12 protein-coding genes are annotated in these 16,354 nt (G+C 67.4%); 10 read left to right on the top strand and 2 right to left on the bottom strand.

The annotated features are described in order from the left end of the window. The first annotated feature begins 25 nt into the window (after positions 1–25). The 5 genes from LVJ94_37330 to LVJ94_37310 all read left to right on the top strand — a co-directional run bounded on the left by LVJ94_37330 (position 26) and on the right by LVJ94_37310 (position 8,075). Positions 26–1,243 carry a hypothetical protein gene (locus LVJ94_37330; GenBank protein WXB02565.1) on the top strand — a complete coding sequence of 406 codons (1,218 nt, stop codon included), beginning with the start codon at positions 26–28 and terminating at the stop codon, positions 1,241–1,243. Between the two features lie 46 nt (positions 1,244–1,289). After that, on the top strand, positions 1,290–1,481 hold the full coding sequence (locus LVJ94_37325; protein WXB02564.1) for a hypothetical protein: 192 nt from the start codon (positions 1,290–1,292) through the stop codon (positions 1,479–1,481). A 48-nt stretch (positions 1,482–1,529) separates the two neighbouring features. After that, complete coding sequence (locus LVJ94_37320; GenBank protein ID WXB02563.1) at positions 1,530–5,582, top strand: sigma 54-interacting transcriptional regulator; 4,053 nt, start codon at positions 1,530–1,532, stop codon at positions 5,580–5,582. Positions 5,583–5,734: 152 nt separating this feature from the next. Continuing rightward, on the top strand, positions 5,735–6,493 hold the full coding sequence (locus LVJ94_37315; protein WXB02562.1) for a hypothetical protein: 759 nt from the start codon (positions 5,735–5,737) through the stop codon (positions 6,491–6,493). Between the two features lie 157 nt (positions 6,494–6,650). Then, on the top strand, positions 6,651–8,075 hold the full coding sequence (locus LVJ94_37310; GenBank protein WXB02561.1) for a hypothetical protein: 1,425 nt from the start codon (positions 6,651–6,653) through the stop codon (positions 8,073–8,075). 159 nt (positions 8,076–8,234) lie between these two features. Here the strand turns inward: LVJ94_37310 and LVJ94_37305 are convergent, their stop codons facing one another. After that, complete coding sequence (locus tag LVJ94_37305; protein WXB02560.1) at positions 8,235–9,164, bottom strand: zinc metalloprotease; 930 nt, start codon at positions 9,162–9,164, stop codon at positions 8,235–8,237. A gap of 288 nt (positions 9,165–9,452) precedes the next feature. Between LVJ94_37305 and tssF (LVJ94_37300) the strand changes: the two genes are divergently transcribed. Genes tssF (LVJ94_37300) through tssG form a run of 3 tightly spaced genes read left to right on the top strand, consistent with a single transcriptional unit; the run spans position 9,453 to position 14,158 of the window. After that, entirely contained in the window at positions 9,453–11,321 is a 1,869-nt protein-coding gene (tssF, locus tag LVJ94_37300; GenBank protein WXB02559.1) for a type VI secretion system baseplate subunit TssF, read from the top strand. 3 nt (positions 11,322–11,324) lie between these two features. Beyond that, positions 11,325–13,040, top strand: coding sequence for a type VI secretion system baseplate subunit TssF (tssF, locus tag LVJ94_37295; GenBank protein WXB02558.1), 1,716 nt, complete (start codon positions 11,325–11,327; stop codon positions 13,038–13,040). After that, a complete protein-coding gene (gene tssG, locus LVJ94_37290) occupies positions 13,037–14,158 on the top strand; it encodes a type VI secretion system baseplate subunit TssG (GenBank protein WXB02557.1) in 1,122 nt (373 codons plus the stop codon). The genes tssF (LVJ94_37295) and tssG overlap by 4 nt, the downstream gene beginning before the upstream one ends. Here the strand turns inward: tssG and LVJ94_37285 are convergent. Then, entirely contained in the window at positions 14,091–14,906 is an 816-nt protein-coding gene (locus LVJ94_37285; protein WXB02556.1) for a hypothetical protein, read from the bottom strand. The two genes, tssG and LVJ94_37285, sit on opposite strands and share 68 nt — an antisense overlap. A gap of 443 nt (positions 14,907–15,349) precedes the next feature. Here LVJ94_37285 and hcp point away from each other — a divergent pair, with 443 nt between their 5' ends. Together hcp and tssE are read left to right on the top strand one after the other, a co-directional pair. Then, a complete protein-coding gene (gene hcp / locus LVJ94_37280; protein ID WXB02555.1) occupies positions 15,350–15,844 on the top strand; it encodes a type VI secretion system tube protein Hcp in 495 nt (164 codons plus the stop codon). A gap of 3 nt (positions 15,845–15,847) precedes the next feature. Next, positions 15,848–16,258, top strand: a complete 411-nt coding sequence (gene tssE, locus LVJ94_37275; GenBank protein WXB02554.1) for a type VI secretion system baseplate subunit TssE — start codon at positions 15,848–15,850, stop codon at positions 16,256–16,258. Positions 16,259–16,354 lie beyond the last annotated feature (96 nt).

Raw genomic sequence — 16,354 nt, 5'->3', positions numbered from 1 at the left:
GGCTCAGGTAGGATGGCGCGTCGGCGTGGTGGCTGTTCTCCCCGCCGCGATGCTCATTGCTGCGGGATCGCTCGGCGCGTGCAGCAGCTCGAGCGGTGGCACACCGGATGGGCCGGACGAGAGCGATGGCAACGCGCCTGACCTCGGCCCCCGAGGGGGAGGCGACGGCGCCTCCGACGGCTCGCCCTCCAGGGATGCCGACCCCGAGGCGTCGAGCGACGCCCCGTCGGGCACCGACTCCGGCAGCGACGTGCAGCAACCACCGCGCGATGCCGCCCCCGACGTCGTGACGCCCGTCGACACGGGACCGCCCTTGGACTGCACCGCCGTGGGCCCCGCCGGCGAGCCCAAAGAGCTCGGTTGCACGGGGCTTTATGCCTCGTGGCCCGATCGCACCATTTCGCCCAGCGCGCGGCCCTTCACACCGGCCTTCACGTCGTGGAGCGATGGGGCGCAGAAGTCGCGGTACGTCTATTTGCCACCCGGCACGAAGATCGACACCTCCAACATGGACGAGTGGCGCTTTCCCGTCGGCACGAAAATCTGGAAAGAGTTCCGCCTCGGAGGCCTTCGCGCCGAAACGCGCCTGCTCTGGAAGAAGACCAACAGCGATTGGTACCGAACCACGTACGTGTGGTCGCGCGATCAATCGAGCGCGGTCGAGAACACGGCCGGCGTCGTCAACATCTGGGGCACGGGTTACGACGTCGTGCCGCAGAGCGATTGCTCGCTCTGCCACAATGGACATCTCGACGGCGTTCTCGGTTTCGAGGCCGTGGGCCTCTCCGCGGCGGGGGCGAGCGGCCTGACGATGTCGGCGCTGGTCAACGAGCAGCGTGTCACCGATGCTCCTGGGGCCGTGTACGAAGTGCCGGGCAATGCCACCGAGCGGGCGGCGTTGGGATCCCTGCATGCCAACTGCGGCAATGCGTGCCATAGCAATTCGAACTACGCGCTGGCGAAGGACTCCGGTCTGTTCATGCGGCTGCGCACCGACAACATGAGCAGCGTCAACGCGACGGACACGTACAAGACGGCCGTCGGTGTCGCCTCGAAGTTCCAACCGCCCGGCGAGACGGGCTACCTGCGCATCAAGCCGAGCGACGTGGCGCACAGCACCATCCCGTTCCGGGACGGTTACCGCGACACGAGTGGGGAGCGCATTCAAATGCCGCCGCTCGCCACCCACAAAGTCGACACGGCCGCATTGAACGCCCTGAAGGCCTGGATCAACACGTTGTAGTGCGAACTTGCATCCCGTGCCCCGCGTGGGCACCTTTGGTTCCACCATGACCCAAACGCGTACGGACGTGCTGAACGAGTCGAAGAAAAAAGGCATCGCGGCCGGTGCAGTGACGGCCGTTTCCGTCACGGCGGCCGTGGCCGGTGCTCCATTCCTCGCGACGGTCGCGGCCGTTCCTGCCGCCGTCCTCGCCTACCGGTGGTGGAAGCACCGGGCCGAGAACGGCATTAAGTTCTAACTGGCACCTGAGTTGACGGAATCGAAAACCGGCGGCCATAACTAGGGCATGTCGCCTGCACAACCGCAGCCATCTGAGTTGGCGTACGCGCTGGCCGGGTGGACGTTGCTGGAGCGGGCAGGCGAGGGCGCCACGGCCGAGGTATGGCGGGCGAAGCGCACCGACGACGGCGCCATGGCGGCGCTGAAGATCGTCCATGATGCGAACATCGCGCGCGGTGAGGCCGAGATCGTCGCGCACCTCGGGCGGGTGTGGGGGCCGCGCTGGCTCGATGCGGGCGCCCTTCCCGGTGGCGGAGGCTGGTTTCTCGCGACGACGTGGGTCGAGGGTGCGCCGCTCGATCCGGCCAAGGTGCGGGCGCTGGCTCCCCCCGAACGCGCGAGCGCGGCCGCCCGCGTGGCCTTGGGGGTCGCGCGGGGACTCGCCGAGTTGCACGAGGCGGGCGTGCGGCACGGCGACGTGAAGCCGTCCAACATCGTGACCGACGGCGCGCGCGCGACCTTGGTCGATCTGGGGTTGGCCACCGTATCGAGTGCACGCCCGCGCGGCGGGACGCCGCACTATGCGTCGCCCGAGCTTCGCGAGCGGCCCGATTCGGCGGGCCCGGAGGCGGACTTGTTCGCGCTGGGCGTCGTTCTGTCCGAGTTGCTCGACGGCCTGCCGTGCGAAGCGGCGCACTGGGCGGAGGCGCTCGTGTCGACGGTGCCAGGGGCACGGCCCTCCGCCGCATGGATCGCCGAACGCGCGCGCCGCGTTCTCGGTGATGCGGAGGCAGAGCCCGCGGCGCTGGCGTGCGCGCGCATCCGGCGCGCTTACCTTGCCGTGCGCCCACGCGATATCGTGGCCGGTGCGCGGGTGGGCGAGGGCATGGGCCTTCCCGGCGAGTGGCTGCGCGAGGCCATCCGCGCGATGCCTCCGTCTCCCGTCGCGGTGCCCCCGACGACCGTGGGGCCTCTTTCGGCCCTGGGACGCGCACGTTGGCTCGTGGCCTTGGTCGGCCCCAGCGCGGCCGCGTGGCCTCTTCGCGACGAGGTGCTCGGTGGCGATGCCGAGCTCGCGCAGCGCATGTTCGCGCTCGCCGCCCATGCGCCGCCGGCGTCGTGGACACTCGACGATCTCGCGCCCGCGGGCCAAGCCGGCACCGTGTCACGCCCTGCATGGGACGAGGGGGAAGCCTCCGAGCGCGTGGCCGCCCTCGTGGCCGAAATGGAGCGGCCGCGCCCGGATGCGCGCGCGATCGCGTCCGCGGAGGATGCCATCGCGGTGGATGGCGCCCCGCCGACCCTCGTCCTTTCCACCGCCGATGCGCTGCTTCGCGCGGGCGAAATCGGTCGCGCCTGGACGGCGCTCGCGCACGCGCATGGCGACGCGGCCGAGTGGCGTCGTGCCGAGCTCGCGCGGCGTCGTGGCGATCGCGCCGAGGCGGAGCGCATCGCGCTCACCCTCGCGCAGGGTTCGGCGGGGGAGGTTGCGCATCGGGCGCGCGCCATTGCCGCACGCCTCGCATGGGACGCGGGCGATCTCGCGCAGGCCGAACAGCGCCTCCACGGCGCACGCGGTGTGGCCGCCGCCGAAGTGCAGGCGCTCATCGCCTACCGGCGCGGGACGTTCGCCGCGGGCCGGCAGATCCTCGAGGAGGCCATGGCCATCGCGCACGACGGCACGGCGTCGGCCCGCCTCACCGCGACCCTCGGCTACATCGAGCACGCCGATGGCCGCTCCGCCAAGAGCGCGGCCGCCTTCGCGCGCGCCGCGGAGCTCGCGGCGCAATCCGGCGCCGTCGTCGAGGAGGCCACGTACCTCACCGGCCTCGCCGCCGCGGCCTCCGACGAAGGGGACATCGCCCGCGCGCTCGCCAGCGCCACGCGCGCCGCGCTCCTGTGGGAACGACTCGGCCGCCGCAGCGATTCGGCGCGTGCGTGGCTCGCCCGTGCGGCGACCCTCGCCACCGTGGGCGCCGTGCACGCGGCGGACGAAGCCGCCGCCGAGGCCATTCACCGCGCCGAAAGCTCCGGCGATCGCGATGCCGCGGCCTACGCCCGCTGGGCCATCGTCGAGACGCGCGAACCCGGCGACCCGCGTGCCCGCGACGAAGCCCTCCGCGCCTTCCGCGAGCTGCAACCCGGGCGCGCCCCCTCGGACATGGCCCGCGCCACCGCGCGCCTGGTCGTCTGGGCCCCCGACGCCGTCGATCGCTCGAGCCTCGAGGCCATCGACGCGGCCTCGCTCGCGGGCCCCGTGCGCTGGGAATGGTGGGGTGCCCGCGCGGCATCGTCGTTCCCCGCGCCGCCCTCGACCCTGTCGGAGCTGGTCGCCCTCCTCGAGATCCCCGCACCGCTCTGCGTCCGCGGTCCCGCGCTCTTCGCGGCCGTGCGCCTCGCCACCGAGCGCGGCGACGGCGATGCCGCACGCCGCTTCGAGCTCGCCCGCACCGCCGCAGCCCGTACCTTGCGCGAGCACACCCCGTCCGAGTACCGCGCCACCGTCGAAACGCTGGCGTGGGCCAAACTCGATGCCGTCACCGCGGGCGTCCCCGAGTTCACCTTGGCGCCCGCCCAACTGGAGCAACTGGCCACCATCGTGCGCGTCCTCGGCTCGCGCGATCGCCTTCGCCCGCTCCTCGAGCAAGTGCTCGACACCATGGTCCTCTGGTCCGGCGTCGAGCGCGGCCTCCTGCTCCTGCGCGCGCCCGATGACCGCCTCGTACCCCGCGCCGCGCGCAACTTGGCCCGTCGCGATCTCACCGGCGAGCAGCTCTCCCTCTCGCACAGCCTTGCGCGCAAGGCCATGGAGACCGGCGACGCGGTCATCGCCACCGACGCCTTCTCCACCTTGGCCGAGGCGCACGCCTCCGTGCACGCCCTTCGCCTGCGCAGCGTTCTCGCCGTACCCCTCATCGCACGCGGCGAGACCCTCGGCGTCGTCTACCTCGATGACCGCGTTCGCCGCGGAGCCTTCGGTGCGCGCGAAATCGCATGGGTGCGCTTGGTCGCCAGCCAGGCCGCCATGGCCATCGCCGACGCCCGTGATCAAGTACTTCTCAGGCGCGCCGTGCGCCGTGCCGAGCGCGCCCAGCGCGAACTCGCCCGCCTCCTCGGCGAAAAAGAAGCCGAGCTTTTCGCCACCCGCGCCGAGCTTCGCACCGTTCGCGGCGAAACGCGGTATCCGTACGACGCCATTGCCGGCCGCAGCGAACCGATTCGCAGCATGCTGCACATCGTCGACCGCGTGACCACGAGCGACATCCCGGTCTTGCTCGTGGGCGAGTCGGGCACCGGCAAAGAGCTGGTTGCCCGCGCAATGCATACGAACGGCTCGCGCAAGGACCGTCCTTTCATCTCGGAAAATTGCGCTGCCGTTCCCGAGCCCCTCCTCGAGTCGACGCTCTTCGGCCATGTCCGCGGAGCCTTCACCGGCGCGGTCGCCACCCGGGCAGGTCTCTTCGACGTGGCCGATGGCGGCACATTTTTCCTCGACGAAGTGGGCGAAATGCCTCTCTCGATGCAGAAAAAGCTCCTGCGCGTCCTCCAAGAAGGGGAGGTGCGCCCCGTCGGCAGCGACCGCGTTCGCAAGGTCGACGTGCGGGTCATCTGCGCCACCCATCGCGATCTGGCCGCAATGGTCGAGGCAAAACTCTTTCGCGAGGATCTCTTTTATCGACTCAATGTCATTACCGTCCGCGTCCCGCCTCTCCGCGAGCGTCCGGACGATATTCAGCTCCTGGTCGACCACTTTCTCGCAAAACACGCCACGCGAAAAATCCGCATTACCAAGGCCGCGATGGACCGTCTCGTGGCCTATCCGTGGCCAGGCAACGTTCGACAGCTCGAGAACGAGATACGGCGCGCCGTTGTCCTTGCGGACGATCGCATCGACGTGGCCGAGCTTTCACAGGAAATCGCACGCGGAGGCCCTGGCGCCGCGCGAGGTGCTGGCGTTGGGCTGCGCTCGCGGGTCGATGCGCTCGAAGCGGAGCTCGTGCGTGACGCCCTCGACCGTACCCACGGAAACCAGACCAAAGCGGCAGAGATGCTCGGGCTTTCTCGTTTTGGCTTGCAGAAAATGATGAGACGGCTCAACGTCCGCATCGGGAACGGCTAGTCATCTTTTGGAAGGCGCTCCCCCTTTCGAGAGGATGCGCACGCGAAACCGAGCTATGCACTTCGGGAAGTTCTTCGCTGTTCAGGCGCCCATGGGGTATCTTTGTCGGGAGGACAATGATGCCGGATGAGGACGAGAAGAATCTCGCATCCATGCCCGCATCCGATTCCGTTCCGCCTGCCGATGATGCGTCCACCGTTGTCACGGAGTTCCCGCAGCACCTGATTGACGCACTCGAGCAAAGCGCCGGTTTGCCGCCGCGCGCTGCTTCCGGAACGCCCCCGCACCAGGTCCCGGTCCCTCCCAGCCCTGCGCAGCCGACGGCGCCGATCTCTCCCATGGCCACCGTGGAGATGCCCGCCGTGTTGGTGGACACGCTGGACGTCCCAGGTCTTCCTCCGTCCTCGAAGAACCCCACCGTGGTGCGCCCTCCGTTCACCACGTTGACACAACACGACGCGCCCACGCCGGCGATGGGCTCTCCGAGCTACCCCGCCGACCAGCTCGAGCAGGAGCCCGTTTCGGTCGACCCCGACGAGATCGAAGACCTGCAGCTCGAGCCCTACGAATCCCCCATCTCGGTGGACATCGTGCCGCCGTCGGCATCACCCGGCCCGACCCCGCCGGCGCCAATCCCGCCGCCGCCCGCATCTGCGGCGAATCTGGGCGCGGCGAATCTGGGCGCACCCAACGCCGAACCTCCCGTCCCCTCGTTTACCTTCGCGCCGCAGCGCCCTCCGAGCTTTGCCCCGGCCAAACCGGCCCTGGCGTGGGCCGAGCCGCCGCCGCCCATTTTGATGGATCCACCCACTTCCGCCATCGGCTGGGCCATCGGCGGCATCGTCGTGGGACTCCTTTTGCTCGGCCTCGTGGTGTGGCTCGTCGTCCTGGCCGTGCGACACTTCATGTAGGCGATCGCTGTGAGGTAACGGGCGAAGGGAGGGGTAACGCTTTCGAAGTATCGTCGTGCCGGGTCCGCCGCTCGATCGTAGGGGGTTTGCGAACCAGTCCCCGTCCATCGGACCTTTGCCTTGGTTCGTTTCGTCTGTCTCGTTCCACGTGATCCGCATGCCCACTCTGCCGCGGGAGATCGGCTGGCTGCTCATCGTCGTCTACGTGTTCGGCCTCGTCCTACTCATGACGGTGGGGCTGCACGAAGGGTCGTTCGGTGAGACGCCGTTCATCCTCGTGGTGGCATGCGGTGCGCTCTTGGTCGTTCAGTTCGTGCGCCTCGTGGCCAAGCGCACCTTCCAGCACGATTCCGCGCGGCCGATGCTCACCCTGGCCACCGTCGCGCTCACCGTCTTCGTCATTGCGACGTTTGCCGATGCGCGCCTTTTGCTCGACACCGAAAAGACCCCGCGCTTCATCCGCGTGACGCACGCGGGCCAGATCGTGCTGCTCGCCTCGTACCTCCCCTCCATCCTGCGCGGTGTGCCCGAGCGCCGCCTCTGGAGCGAGGTGCGCTTCGGCCTCTTCGCCCTGTTTCTCATCTTGGGCGGCATCAGCGTGATGCTCCTGTCGCCGCGTCCACACGGCGGGGTCTTCGACATCCAAACCGAGGCGGCCCGCACGCTCCTCCACGGCGAAAACCCTTATCGAACCGCCTCGTCCCCCGGCGATCCTCCCACGGTGCTCTACGCGAGCGCGCTGGCCTTCGCCATCGCACACGACGTTCGCTGGGTGCCGCTCGTCACCTTGGTCGTCACCGGCTTCGCATTGCGCTACATCGCCCACCGCGGCATCCGGCCCAGCGCCCACCTCGATCCCATCACCGCGAAGGCCGCGGCCCTCGCGGCCTCGACGATCCGCCCGCGCGGTGCCCATGGTCCGGTGGACCATCGCCCGGCATCGTCCCTTCCGTTCCCCGGCCTCGCGGAAGATGCGCCGGCTTTGATGCTCTGGCTCACGCCCAAAGCGTATTTCTTCGTGGAGCAGTCCTACACGGACATGCTGCCGGTCGCGCTCATCGCGCTCGCCTTGGTCGCGCACATGCGCCGGATGCCCACCCTCACGGCCGCGCTCCTCGGCGTTGCGTTGAGCGCGAAACAGAGCATGGTCTGGCTCGTTCCGCTGGCCATCTTGCTCGGCTTTGGCGGTGTGCAGTGGCTCGCCTTCGTCGCGGCCGCCGCCCTCACCGCGATGCCGTTTGCCATCTGGGACTACCGCTCCGCGCTTCGCGTCGTGTTGGATCTCTACGGCGGCCATCCGCAATCGACCATCGACGGTCTGACCCCCACCAACTGGTTCTTCCGCCGCTACGGCATCGTTCCCCGCGCCGCCCCGGGGTTGCTCTCCGCGGCCATCGTCTCCGCCATCGCCGCGTGGCGTGCGCCGCGCACGCGCTACGCCTTTGCGCTCTCCGCGATGATCGTCTTCTTCGTCTTCTGCGTCCTTGGCCGGCCCATGTTCGTGGGCTCGTACTTCTTCCTCACCGCCATGGCCTCACTCACCGCCGCCGTCGCCGTCGGCGAGCGATTCCACATGGGATGAAGAGAGAGATTCACAGGAAGACGGGGAGACGGGAAGGACTTACGGCACGGCCAGCGCGGAACGCTTTTTTAGGGTTTCCAGTTGCCTCAGTGGGCTCGATTGAAAACAAAAAAACTTCCCGTCTTCCCGTCTTCCTGTGAATTCTCTCTCTTTCTTTCTTTAGCGGTACGTGGCGACCATGTTGTCCATGCGGGTCGACTGGCCGGTGGTGAAGCCGTTCATGCAGTCGTCGTCGGTGTAGTCCATGAAGTTCGTGATCGGATCGTTGCCTGGGTAGCGGGAGCCGGAGCAGGTGTTGCGGCTCGTCGGGCATCCGTAGGCGGCCGACTTCTCCGCGGGCGTGTCGGAAACGGAGTCGTTCGTCTTGGTGCAGCCGCCCTGGAACGTGTGGTACAGGCCCAGCCAGTGGCCGATCTCGTGCGTGCCCGTGTCGCCCTCGTTGTACGGTGCCGCGCTGCCGCCGGGCAGGGACGAGAAGAGCACGATCACGCCATCGTCCTTCGGATCCTGGGAGTAATCTTGCGGGAACGTCGCCCAGCCTAGAAGGCCGCCGCCGAGGTTCGCGGTGTAGAAGTTGAGATCCCGCGCGCCGCCCCTGCGGAGCGCATTCTTCATTTGCGTCTCGGCCGAGGAGCCGTAGCCCACCGTGTACCAAGTTGCATTGGTCGTGCGGTCGACGCTGGCCAGCACGAAGCGGAAGTTCGTCCCCACGCCGCCCGTCTGCCCGCCGTACGACGAATTGAGCACCGCGATTTGCTGGTCGATCTGGGATTGCGGCACGTCGCCATTGGCGATGCCCGACCCTTTGTTGATCACGTGGAAGTACACGTTGATGGTCGTGGTCGCCGCCGGCGCAACCAAGTTGCTCGCCCGCGCCGCCATGGCCTGGTTCACGCGATCTTGTTCGATGTCATCCACGTTGCGGGTGCCACAGCTTCGCTTGTGGCCACCCCGTGCGGTCAGCTCACTGTCATCCGCCGCCGTGTCGTCCTGCGCCGCCTCGTCCGCCGAACTGCAGCCGGCCACGGTCAACACCGCGCCCAACCCCATCACGCATCCCGCCCAAGCGATTCCGACCTTGTTGCGCATCCTCGCCTCCCAGATGTTCCCTATGTGCGGCGTCGCGCGCGCAAATCGTGCGGACCCGACAATAGGGCGAAGGAAGCATACACATCAGGACTTCCGTGTACCAACGACATCAATGAGCTCACCCTGCGAAAGACGGCCGAAACGTGAGTGTTTTCGGCCTATCAGCCACATCCAGTTACGATGTCGTTATGACCTGGAGCGTTCGTGATTTTCGCGCCGTCGCGACAATTGCGACCGCGACGCTGTGGAACGTGGGCTCCCGCGCGAAAATTGATAACGTCGTTTGCCGTGTCTCACGATTTTTCCCGTGAACTCGAGGCCATAGCGTCCCTGTCCAAAGCGTTTGCCGCGGCCCACCCCGCGTTGGCCCCGGGCCTTGCCGCGCCATCGGACGATCCGGACGTCGAACGGCTCATCGACGGCTTTCAGTACCTCGTGCAGCAGGTGGAGGAACTCATCGACTCCGCCGCCAAGCGCGCGGCCGACCCCTTCGCCGAGATCCTCTCGCCCGAGCTTCTCCGTCCGTTTCCGTGCGCCGCCATCCTCGAAATGGCGGCGGCGGACCGCCCGACGGATGTCCCCGCAGGCACGGAGTTTCTGAGCATCCCGGTCGAGGGCGTCCGTTGTCCGTTCCGCGCCTTTGCGGCATCCCGCGTCGTTCCGTGGGAGGTGGCCGACGCCAAGCTCGTCTGGGGGCAAGAGCGACCAGGAACGGCCGCGCCATCTCGGCAAGACCAGCCAGGAACGCCCTCGCAGGCTCGGCAAGACCACCCAGGAACGGCCTCGCAAGCTCGGCCTGGGGGGCAATCGCTCCGCGTCGTGTTTCGTCGCCGCACGCAAACGCCGCACGAGACGCTCGCCTCGTTGTTTCCACTGCGCCTTCATCTGGCGGGGGAGCCGCGTTCGTCCTTCGGGCTCCTTCTCGCGCTCTCCACCGTCGAGTCGATCGAGATCACGGCCGGCGAATCGCCGCAGTCGCCGAGTTTGCGCCTCCCTGGCACGGCCCTTCGCATGTGGGGCGTCGATGCCGACGAGGCGCTGTTGCCACCGGAGCCTTGGGAGCACGCGGGCTTTCGACTGGTGCGCGAGTACTTCCTTTTGCCGGCGAAGTTCGCCTTCGTCGAGCTCTCCGCCGATGGCGCCAACGAGACGGCGCTCGCCACGTCGCTCGGGCCGGCGCAAACCGTGTCCATCACGTTCCAATTGGGGCGCGCCCTGCCGGCGAACCTCAGCGTGACCCGTGAGTCGCTTCGCACCAATTGCGTGCCGGTGGTGAACGTCTTCGAAACCACCGCGGAACCGGTGCGGCCCGGCATCGAGCGGCCTTCCCACGTCCTTCGTCCCGCCGGCCTCGCGCCCGATCACGGGGAGGTGTACGGCGTTTTGGGCGCGGAAGGGTGGTGCGCGGATCGCAACGCGACGATGCCCATCCCGCCGCTCACGGACTTCGAGGCCCTCGCGCAGGTCGACGCCGCGCCGAAGGGCAAGATCTTTTACGCGATCGGCCGCTCCCCGCGCGCGCTACAGGGAAATGGGCAGAAGGAAGATACCAGCGTCCGTTTCGTTCTCCCGCGGGAGGCGAACCAAGTGCCGCCGGTCAAATCCGTATCGTTCGATCTTCTCGCCACCAACCGCGACCTGCCCATGGTGCTCGGTGTGGGCGACATCAAGGTTTCCGGCGGGCGCACGCCGAAGAACCTCGTCTTCCGCAACATCACCGCGGTCACGCCGTATCGGGCGCCGCCGGGCGGGCGCCCGCTGCAGCGTCGCTCCTTGGCCATGGTGGCGGTGAGCGCTTCGTCACGTCGCCAGGGCGAGGTGCTGCGCACGCTCCTTCATCTTCTCAACCTGCACACCACGGTGAATGGCCCGCCGGGCCTCACCGCGCTCCGCCGCATCCGCGCGGTGGTCGATGTCGCGAGCACCATGAGCATCCTTGCGGGCGAGCATGGCATGCGGCAGGGCAGCGACATCGACATTCGTCTCGACGAAGCGGGCCTCGACGGGGAGGGCGATGCGTACGTGTTCGCCTCCGTACTGGCGCGCCTCTTCGCCCACGACGTGAAGATCAATTCCTTCGCGCGGACGCGCGCCCGCTTCGAAGGAACCGGCCGCACCGTCTCCTTTCCCGCGCGCACTGGGGACGAGACGATTTAGACCATGTTCGAGAGGACCTTTCAGACCGAGCTCGATTACCTCTACCAACTCTGCGAGGAGATCGGCCGCACGCACCCGCGTGTCGCCCCCGTTCTCGGGCGCGACGCCGATCCCGGCGTATCGCGGTTGGTTCAGGCCCTCGCGTTCAGTTTCGCGCGCCTGCGCGAGCGCATCGACGACGAGCTCCCCGAGGTGATCCACCCGGTCATCGAGACGCTCTGCCCTGCGCTCCTTCGCGCGTTTCCCAGCGCCACGATGCTGGAGCTCGAACCCACGCTCAAAGCGCGCACGCGGCAAACCATCGAAAAGGGGCGCAGGTTCGACAGCCGCGCCGTCGACGGCATCGTGTGCTCCTTCGCCACCACCGAAGAATGCGTCATGCAGCCCATCGTCCTTCGCGGCGTGGAAGCTCTCGGCGCGGAGCGGCGGCAGCTTCGTCTCTCGATCGAGCTCTTCGAAGGCGTGAAGCTCGCGGAGATCGATTCGCTCAGTTTCTACTTCGCCGCGGACCTTTCCACGGCGCTCGACCTGCGCGCGCACCTCGTTCGAAAGAGCGAAAGCATCACCGTCCGCGCCAATGGACGTGAGATGGCGCTGGGCGATGGCCGCGCCTTCCGAAGGCCCGGATTCGCCGATCCCCATCTGCCCGGCCGCCATCGCTTGGGCACGCCGCTGCTTCTCATGCGCGAGTATTTCGCCTTTCCGAACAAGTTCGCGCGGCTGCAGCTCACCGGATTGCAGCTCGCCGAGCTCGGGGATGCGCGTTCCTTCGAGGTCGAGATTCGCTTGGCCGAACCTCTCCCGAGCCATGTGGCCTTCGACCCATCGTCGGTCAAATTGCACGTCGTTCCCACGGTGCAACTCAGCGCGCCGCGCGTGATGACCGTCTCCACCGAGCCCGAGGAGGACCGCTGGTCGCTGCGTGCCATGGTGCCCGGCGACGACACGGAGATCTTCTCCGTCGAGCGCATCGCGGTGGTCGAACGCGGCACCTTGCGCTCCAAGCCCGTGCCGGCGTGGGCGGAACTCATTCCGCCGCCGCTCGACGGCACCGAGGACGCCACCCTCTTCTACGAGCTGCATCGCCGTCGCTCCGCGGTGGGGCCCGAGCTGGACATCACCCTCAGCTTCGGAACGGCGATGAAAGCGACGCCTCCGGGCGGCGATCTCGAGGTGGCGCTGGTCACCACGCAGCTCCGTCGCGCGGCCCGGCTCGAGATCGGCGACGTGAGCGAGGGGGCAAACGCGACCAACGCGGTGGTGGCCTTCCGCAACGTGACCCCGGTCACGCGTGCCGCGCCGGCGGTGCTCGAGGGCGATCGCCTCTGGCATTTCTTCCGCTACTTCAAACTCGGCCTCCCGTCGCTCGCCGAGCGCAGTGAGCTCGCCGCGCTGCTGGCCCGTGCGAACCTGCCCGCATGGGGAAGGTGGCCGGGGGCCAAAGAAAACGCCAACGAGTTCGAAGCCCTCCTCGACGTACGCTGGCGCCGAACGCACCTCACCAGCGAAGCGGTCGCGCGCATCGGCGTCGACCTCGACGTTCACGTCGACGAATCACGCTTCACCGGCGCGGGCGATCTCTTTCTCTTCGGCGAGGTGCTCGAGCTCTTGTTCGCAGGCGCTGCGAACGAGGAAGACTCGATTCGCTTGAATCTCCACGACCGGGCTGGCCAGCTTCTCTTCGCCTACGACTTCCGCCAGGGAACGCGCGCACCATGAACCACGACGAACCCATCGAGCCTTCGCCCGCCACCGAGCGTGGAGTTTCCCAAGCCCACCTCGACGAGCTCGTACGCACCGCGCACCGCGTGCCTTTCTCCACCTTGATCGATCACCTCGAGCGGCTCATCGGCCCGGAGGCCGTGCCCGTCGGTGAGCTCGGGCCGCCGCGTGCGGAGCGCATTCGCTTTCGCCACGACATTCAACCGGTCTTTCACGCGGGTGACGTCTCCCAGCTTCGCATCGTCGAGGAGCACGACGAGTTCACCGGCCGCAAGAGCCCTCCCATCTTCGAGGTCTCCACCAGCTTTCTCGGCGTCGTCGGCTCCGTCTCCCCGCTGGCGAGCTTCTTCACCGAGGACGCCTTGCGCGCGGCGCAGCAGGACGACGATGCCGTGCTCGCCCTCTACGACGCCTTTCACCATCGTTTGATCTCGCTGTTCCTGCGCGCCTCGCGCCGCGTGGGGCTCTCGCCGACCCTCTCCGCCGGCGGGCGCGATGCCTCCACCCGCCGCGCGCTTTCTCTCGTGGGCGGAGCATCCTTCACCGCCGAAGTCCCGGCGCTCGCGCCGCTCATGCGCCTCGGTCGCGCGCGCCTTTTTGCCCAGCGTCCGCGCGGGCGCGACGCCCTCGTTCAGGCTTTGAGCCTCGCGTTCCCCGCCCTCACCATCACCGTTCGCGAGGCACCTTGGCGCGATCTCGAGCTGCAGCCCTCGGAGATGACCCGCCTCGGCGAGCGACGCAATCTCCTCGGCGAGGTGGTGCTCGGCGGCGTGCTCACGAAGCAGGCCGGCTTGCTCGTCCTCTGGATCGCACCGGTGGGCCGCGCCACCTTGGCGCGCCTCGTCCCGAACGGCGCCGACCATGCGCGCTTTCGTTACGTCATCGAGGAAGTCACCGGCGGCTTCGTCGACGTGGCCGTCGAAATCGAAGTTCGCCCCGGCGAGGAGCCGCGCCTCGAGCTCGGAAACGACGAGGCGGCACTCGGTGGGACGGCGGCCCTGGGCCAGCGTTCTCCGGACGACCCCCCGATGATCGTCCGGATCGACCTTAGCGCTGGCGACGAGGCGGTGACTTGGTCTTTTCGGGCTTCTCCGCCTTCTCCGGCTCGGGCTTAGCGATTCGCTCCCAGAGCGACCCTTCGTTGGCGACGAGCCCCGTCTCGGTAAGCTTGAACACCCGATCGAGCTCCGCCTTGCGCAGAACCTGGCCGCCGTCGTCCTTCACCTCGACCTGCTCGGCCAGGTGAATGCCGTCCGGCTGGACGCGCGACGCCGACGTCATATGGAACTCCAGCTTTCCCTGCGTGCCCTTCTCGCGATCGGACCCGTAGGCGATGCGCTCCACCGGCACGTCGACCACGCGCTGCAGGGCACCTTGGCGCGGCAAAAAGATGTGCAGCGACGCCTCGCACGGCGTGCCCGATGGATGTCCCGTGCATCCGTCCTCTTCCGCGGTGACGAGCAGCTCTCCGCCCATTCGTTCCGTGCCGAGGCGCACTTTGTCGGGTCGCCCGCGGAACGGCACCACCGCGTACAACTCCGCGAAGTGTTCCGACCCGCGGATGATGGCGAGCGGCCCGCCCGCCGTACCATCCGGCCACTCCTGCAGGCGCAGCCACACGACCTTGATCCGATCGCCGCCACTGCCCTGCGTGATTTGCCCTTCCTGCATGCGAATGGGCCAACCGCCCTTGGGCGTACCGCCGGCAAGCACCTTGTCGTCGAAGATGTTTTGCCCCGTGCAGGTGGGCGACTTGGTCAGCGCCTTCTGGTTCTCGTCGAAGTTCGGGAAGATCAGCTTGAAGACCTGCTCGTCCTTCAGCCGGCGCGCCGTGCCGGCGGCTTCGTTCTTGCGTGATGGCAAGTAGAGAATGCACGCCGGTAAGGGCGCGACTTTCCTCGACTGATCCTCGATGCGCGTCCGCGGCGGGGGAGTTTTCGCGCACCCCGTTGCGAAAAGGGCTGTGAGCGCCAATGTTGAAAACGCCGCCGAGGCGGCCGTGAGAGTCAACGATGACCGACGCATTGGGCGAAAGGTACACGAAGCAAGCAACTTGGCACTACTCATCTGGACGCTTTCACGTGGGTTATTTTCAGGCGCAGAAAACCCACCTCAGCTTTGAAGAACGGGCGCAGAAAAGACGCGCCCTTGGGCATGAAATCCACAACTGTTCCGTCCAAAGGACGAAAGGTATGTGGAGCGGCTTGAACGTCGCGTGCCGGCAAAGATACGCTTCGCGCAATCGTCTCGGTCGTTCGTAGGTTACCAGCAAGGCCTTCGCAGAAGGCCATGGGAGGCAGTTCGTTATGGCGTTCGAGTTCTATGTGTCCATCAAGGGCAAGAATCAGAAGCAATTCAAATCCGAGACCAAGAAGCAGGGCCGGAGCGACAAGTTCATTCCGTGCGTCAAGTTCGCAATGGCGTCGTTGGTCCCCACCGACGTAAACAGCGGCGAGGCCAAGGGCCACCGTCAGCACAAGCCGCTGGTCATCACCAAGGAGTGGGGGGCGTCCTCCCCGCAGATCCTCCAGGCGCACTGGACGAACGAGGTCATCGAGGAGGTCATCATCGAGGTGGTCTCCCGCGCCGCCGACGGCAAGAAGGAAATCGTGGTCGAGCAGATCAAGCTGACCGACGCCGTCATCGTCTCGGTGGATCGCTATTCGGAAAACGCAACGAAGGCGAGCAAAGAGGCAGACGTCATGCACCTCGAAGACGTTGGCTTCCGCTTTCGGAAGATCGAGGTCGAAAACAAAGAAGCGGGCACCGCCACGAGCGACGACTGGCACCAGCCCGGGTAATCCGTGCCGATACACCCTCTGCGTAGTCGCCTGCGCGAGCCCTCCCTCGCGCAGGAGGGTGGTTCCAGTGAAGCCGATCGCGCGCTCCGCAACGCCATTTTGGCGCACCTGCGGGTGATGTGCGGAACGCGCATCGGCACCATGCTCACACGCCCGGATTACGGCGTGCCCGACGTCTCGGAAATGGTGCACTCGTTTCCGGCGGCGCTCGACATGCTGGCGCGCTCCCTCAAGGACACGATCGAGAAGTACGAACCGCGCCTCACGCGCGTTCGCGTGCGGCACATTCCCAGCGATACGCCGGACTTGGTCGTTCGATTCGAAATCACCGCCTCGATGGTGCTGCCGGATCACACCTCACCGGTGCGTTTCGAAACGCGCACCGACGCCTCACGCCGCATCGACGTGACCTGAGGAGAGTTCACAGGAAGACGGGAAGACGGGAAGGATTTTGGTTGGGTTTCCAGCTCGCCCCTCGGGCCGAGCGGAAAACCATCAAACCTTCCCGTC

This window comes from Sorangiineae bacterium MSr11367, from assembly GCA_037157805.1.
In the GTDB taxonomy this organism is placed as follows: Bacteria; Myxococcota_A; Polyangia; order Polyangiales; family Polyangiaceae; genus Pendulispora; species Pendulispora rubella.
This window is presented reverse-complemented; position numbering and strand designations above follow the sequence as displayed.

What these genes read in the sequence shown, in the direction of transcription:
- LVJ94_37325 (WXB02564.1), top strand. Translation starts at nt 1,290, where the DNA reads ATGACCCAAACGCGTACGGACGTGCTGAACGAGTCGAAGAAAAAAGGC.
- LVJ94_37320 (WXB02563.1), top strand. Translation starts at nt 1,530, where the DNA reads ATGTCGCCTGCACAACCGCAGCCATCTGAGTTGGCGTACGCGCTGGCC.
- LVJ94_37315 (WXB02562.1), top strand. Translation starts at nt 5,735, where the DNA reads ATGCCCGCATCCGATTCCGTTCCGCCTGCCGATGATGCGTCCACCGTT.
- LVJ94_37310 (WXB02561.1), top strand. Translation starts at nt 6,651, where the DNA reads ATGCCCACTCTGCCGCGGGAGATCGGCTGGCTGCTCATCGTCGTCTAC.
- LVJ94_37305 (WXB02560.1), bottom strand. Translation starts at nt 9,164, where the DNA reads ATGCGCAACAAGGTCGGAATCGCTTGGGCGGGATGCGTGATGGGGTTG.
- tssF (WXB02558.1), top strand. Translation starts at nt 11,325, where the DNA reads ATGTTCGAGAGGACCTTTCAGACCGAGCTCGATTACCTCTACCAACTC.
- tssG (WXB02557.1), top strand. Translation starts at nt 13,037, where the DNA reads ATGAACCACGACGAACCCATCGAGCCTTCGCCCGCCACCGAGCGTGGA.
- hcp (WXB02555.1), top strand. Translation starts at nt 15,350, where the DNA reads ATGGCGTTCGAGTTCTATGTGTCCATCAAGGGCAAGAATCAGAAGCAA.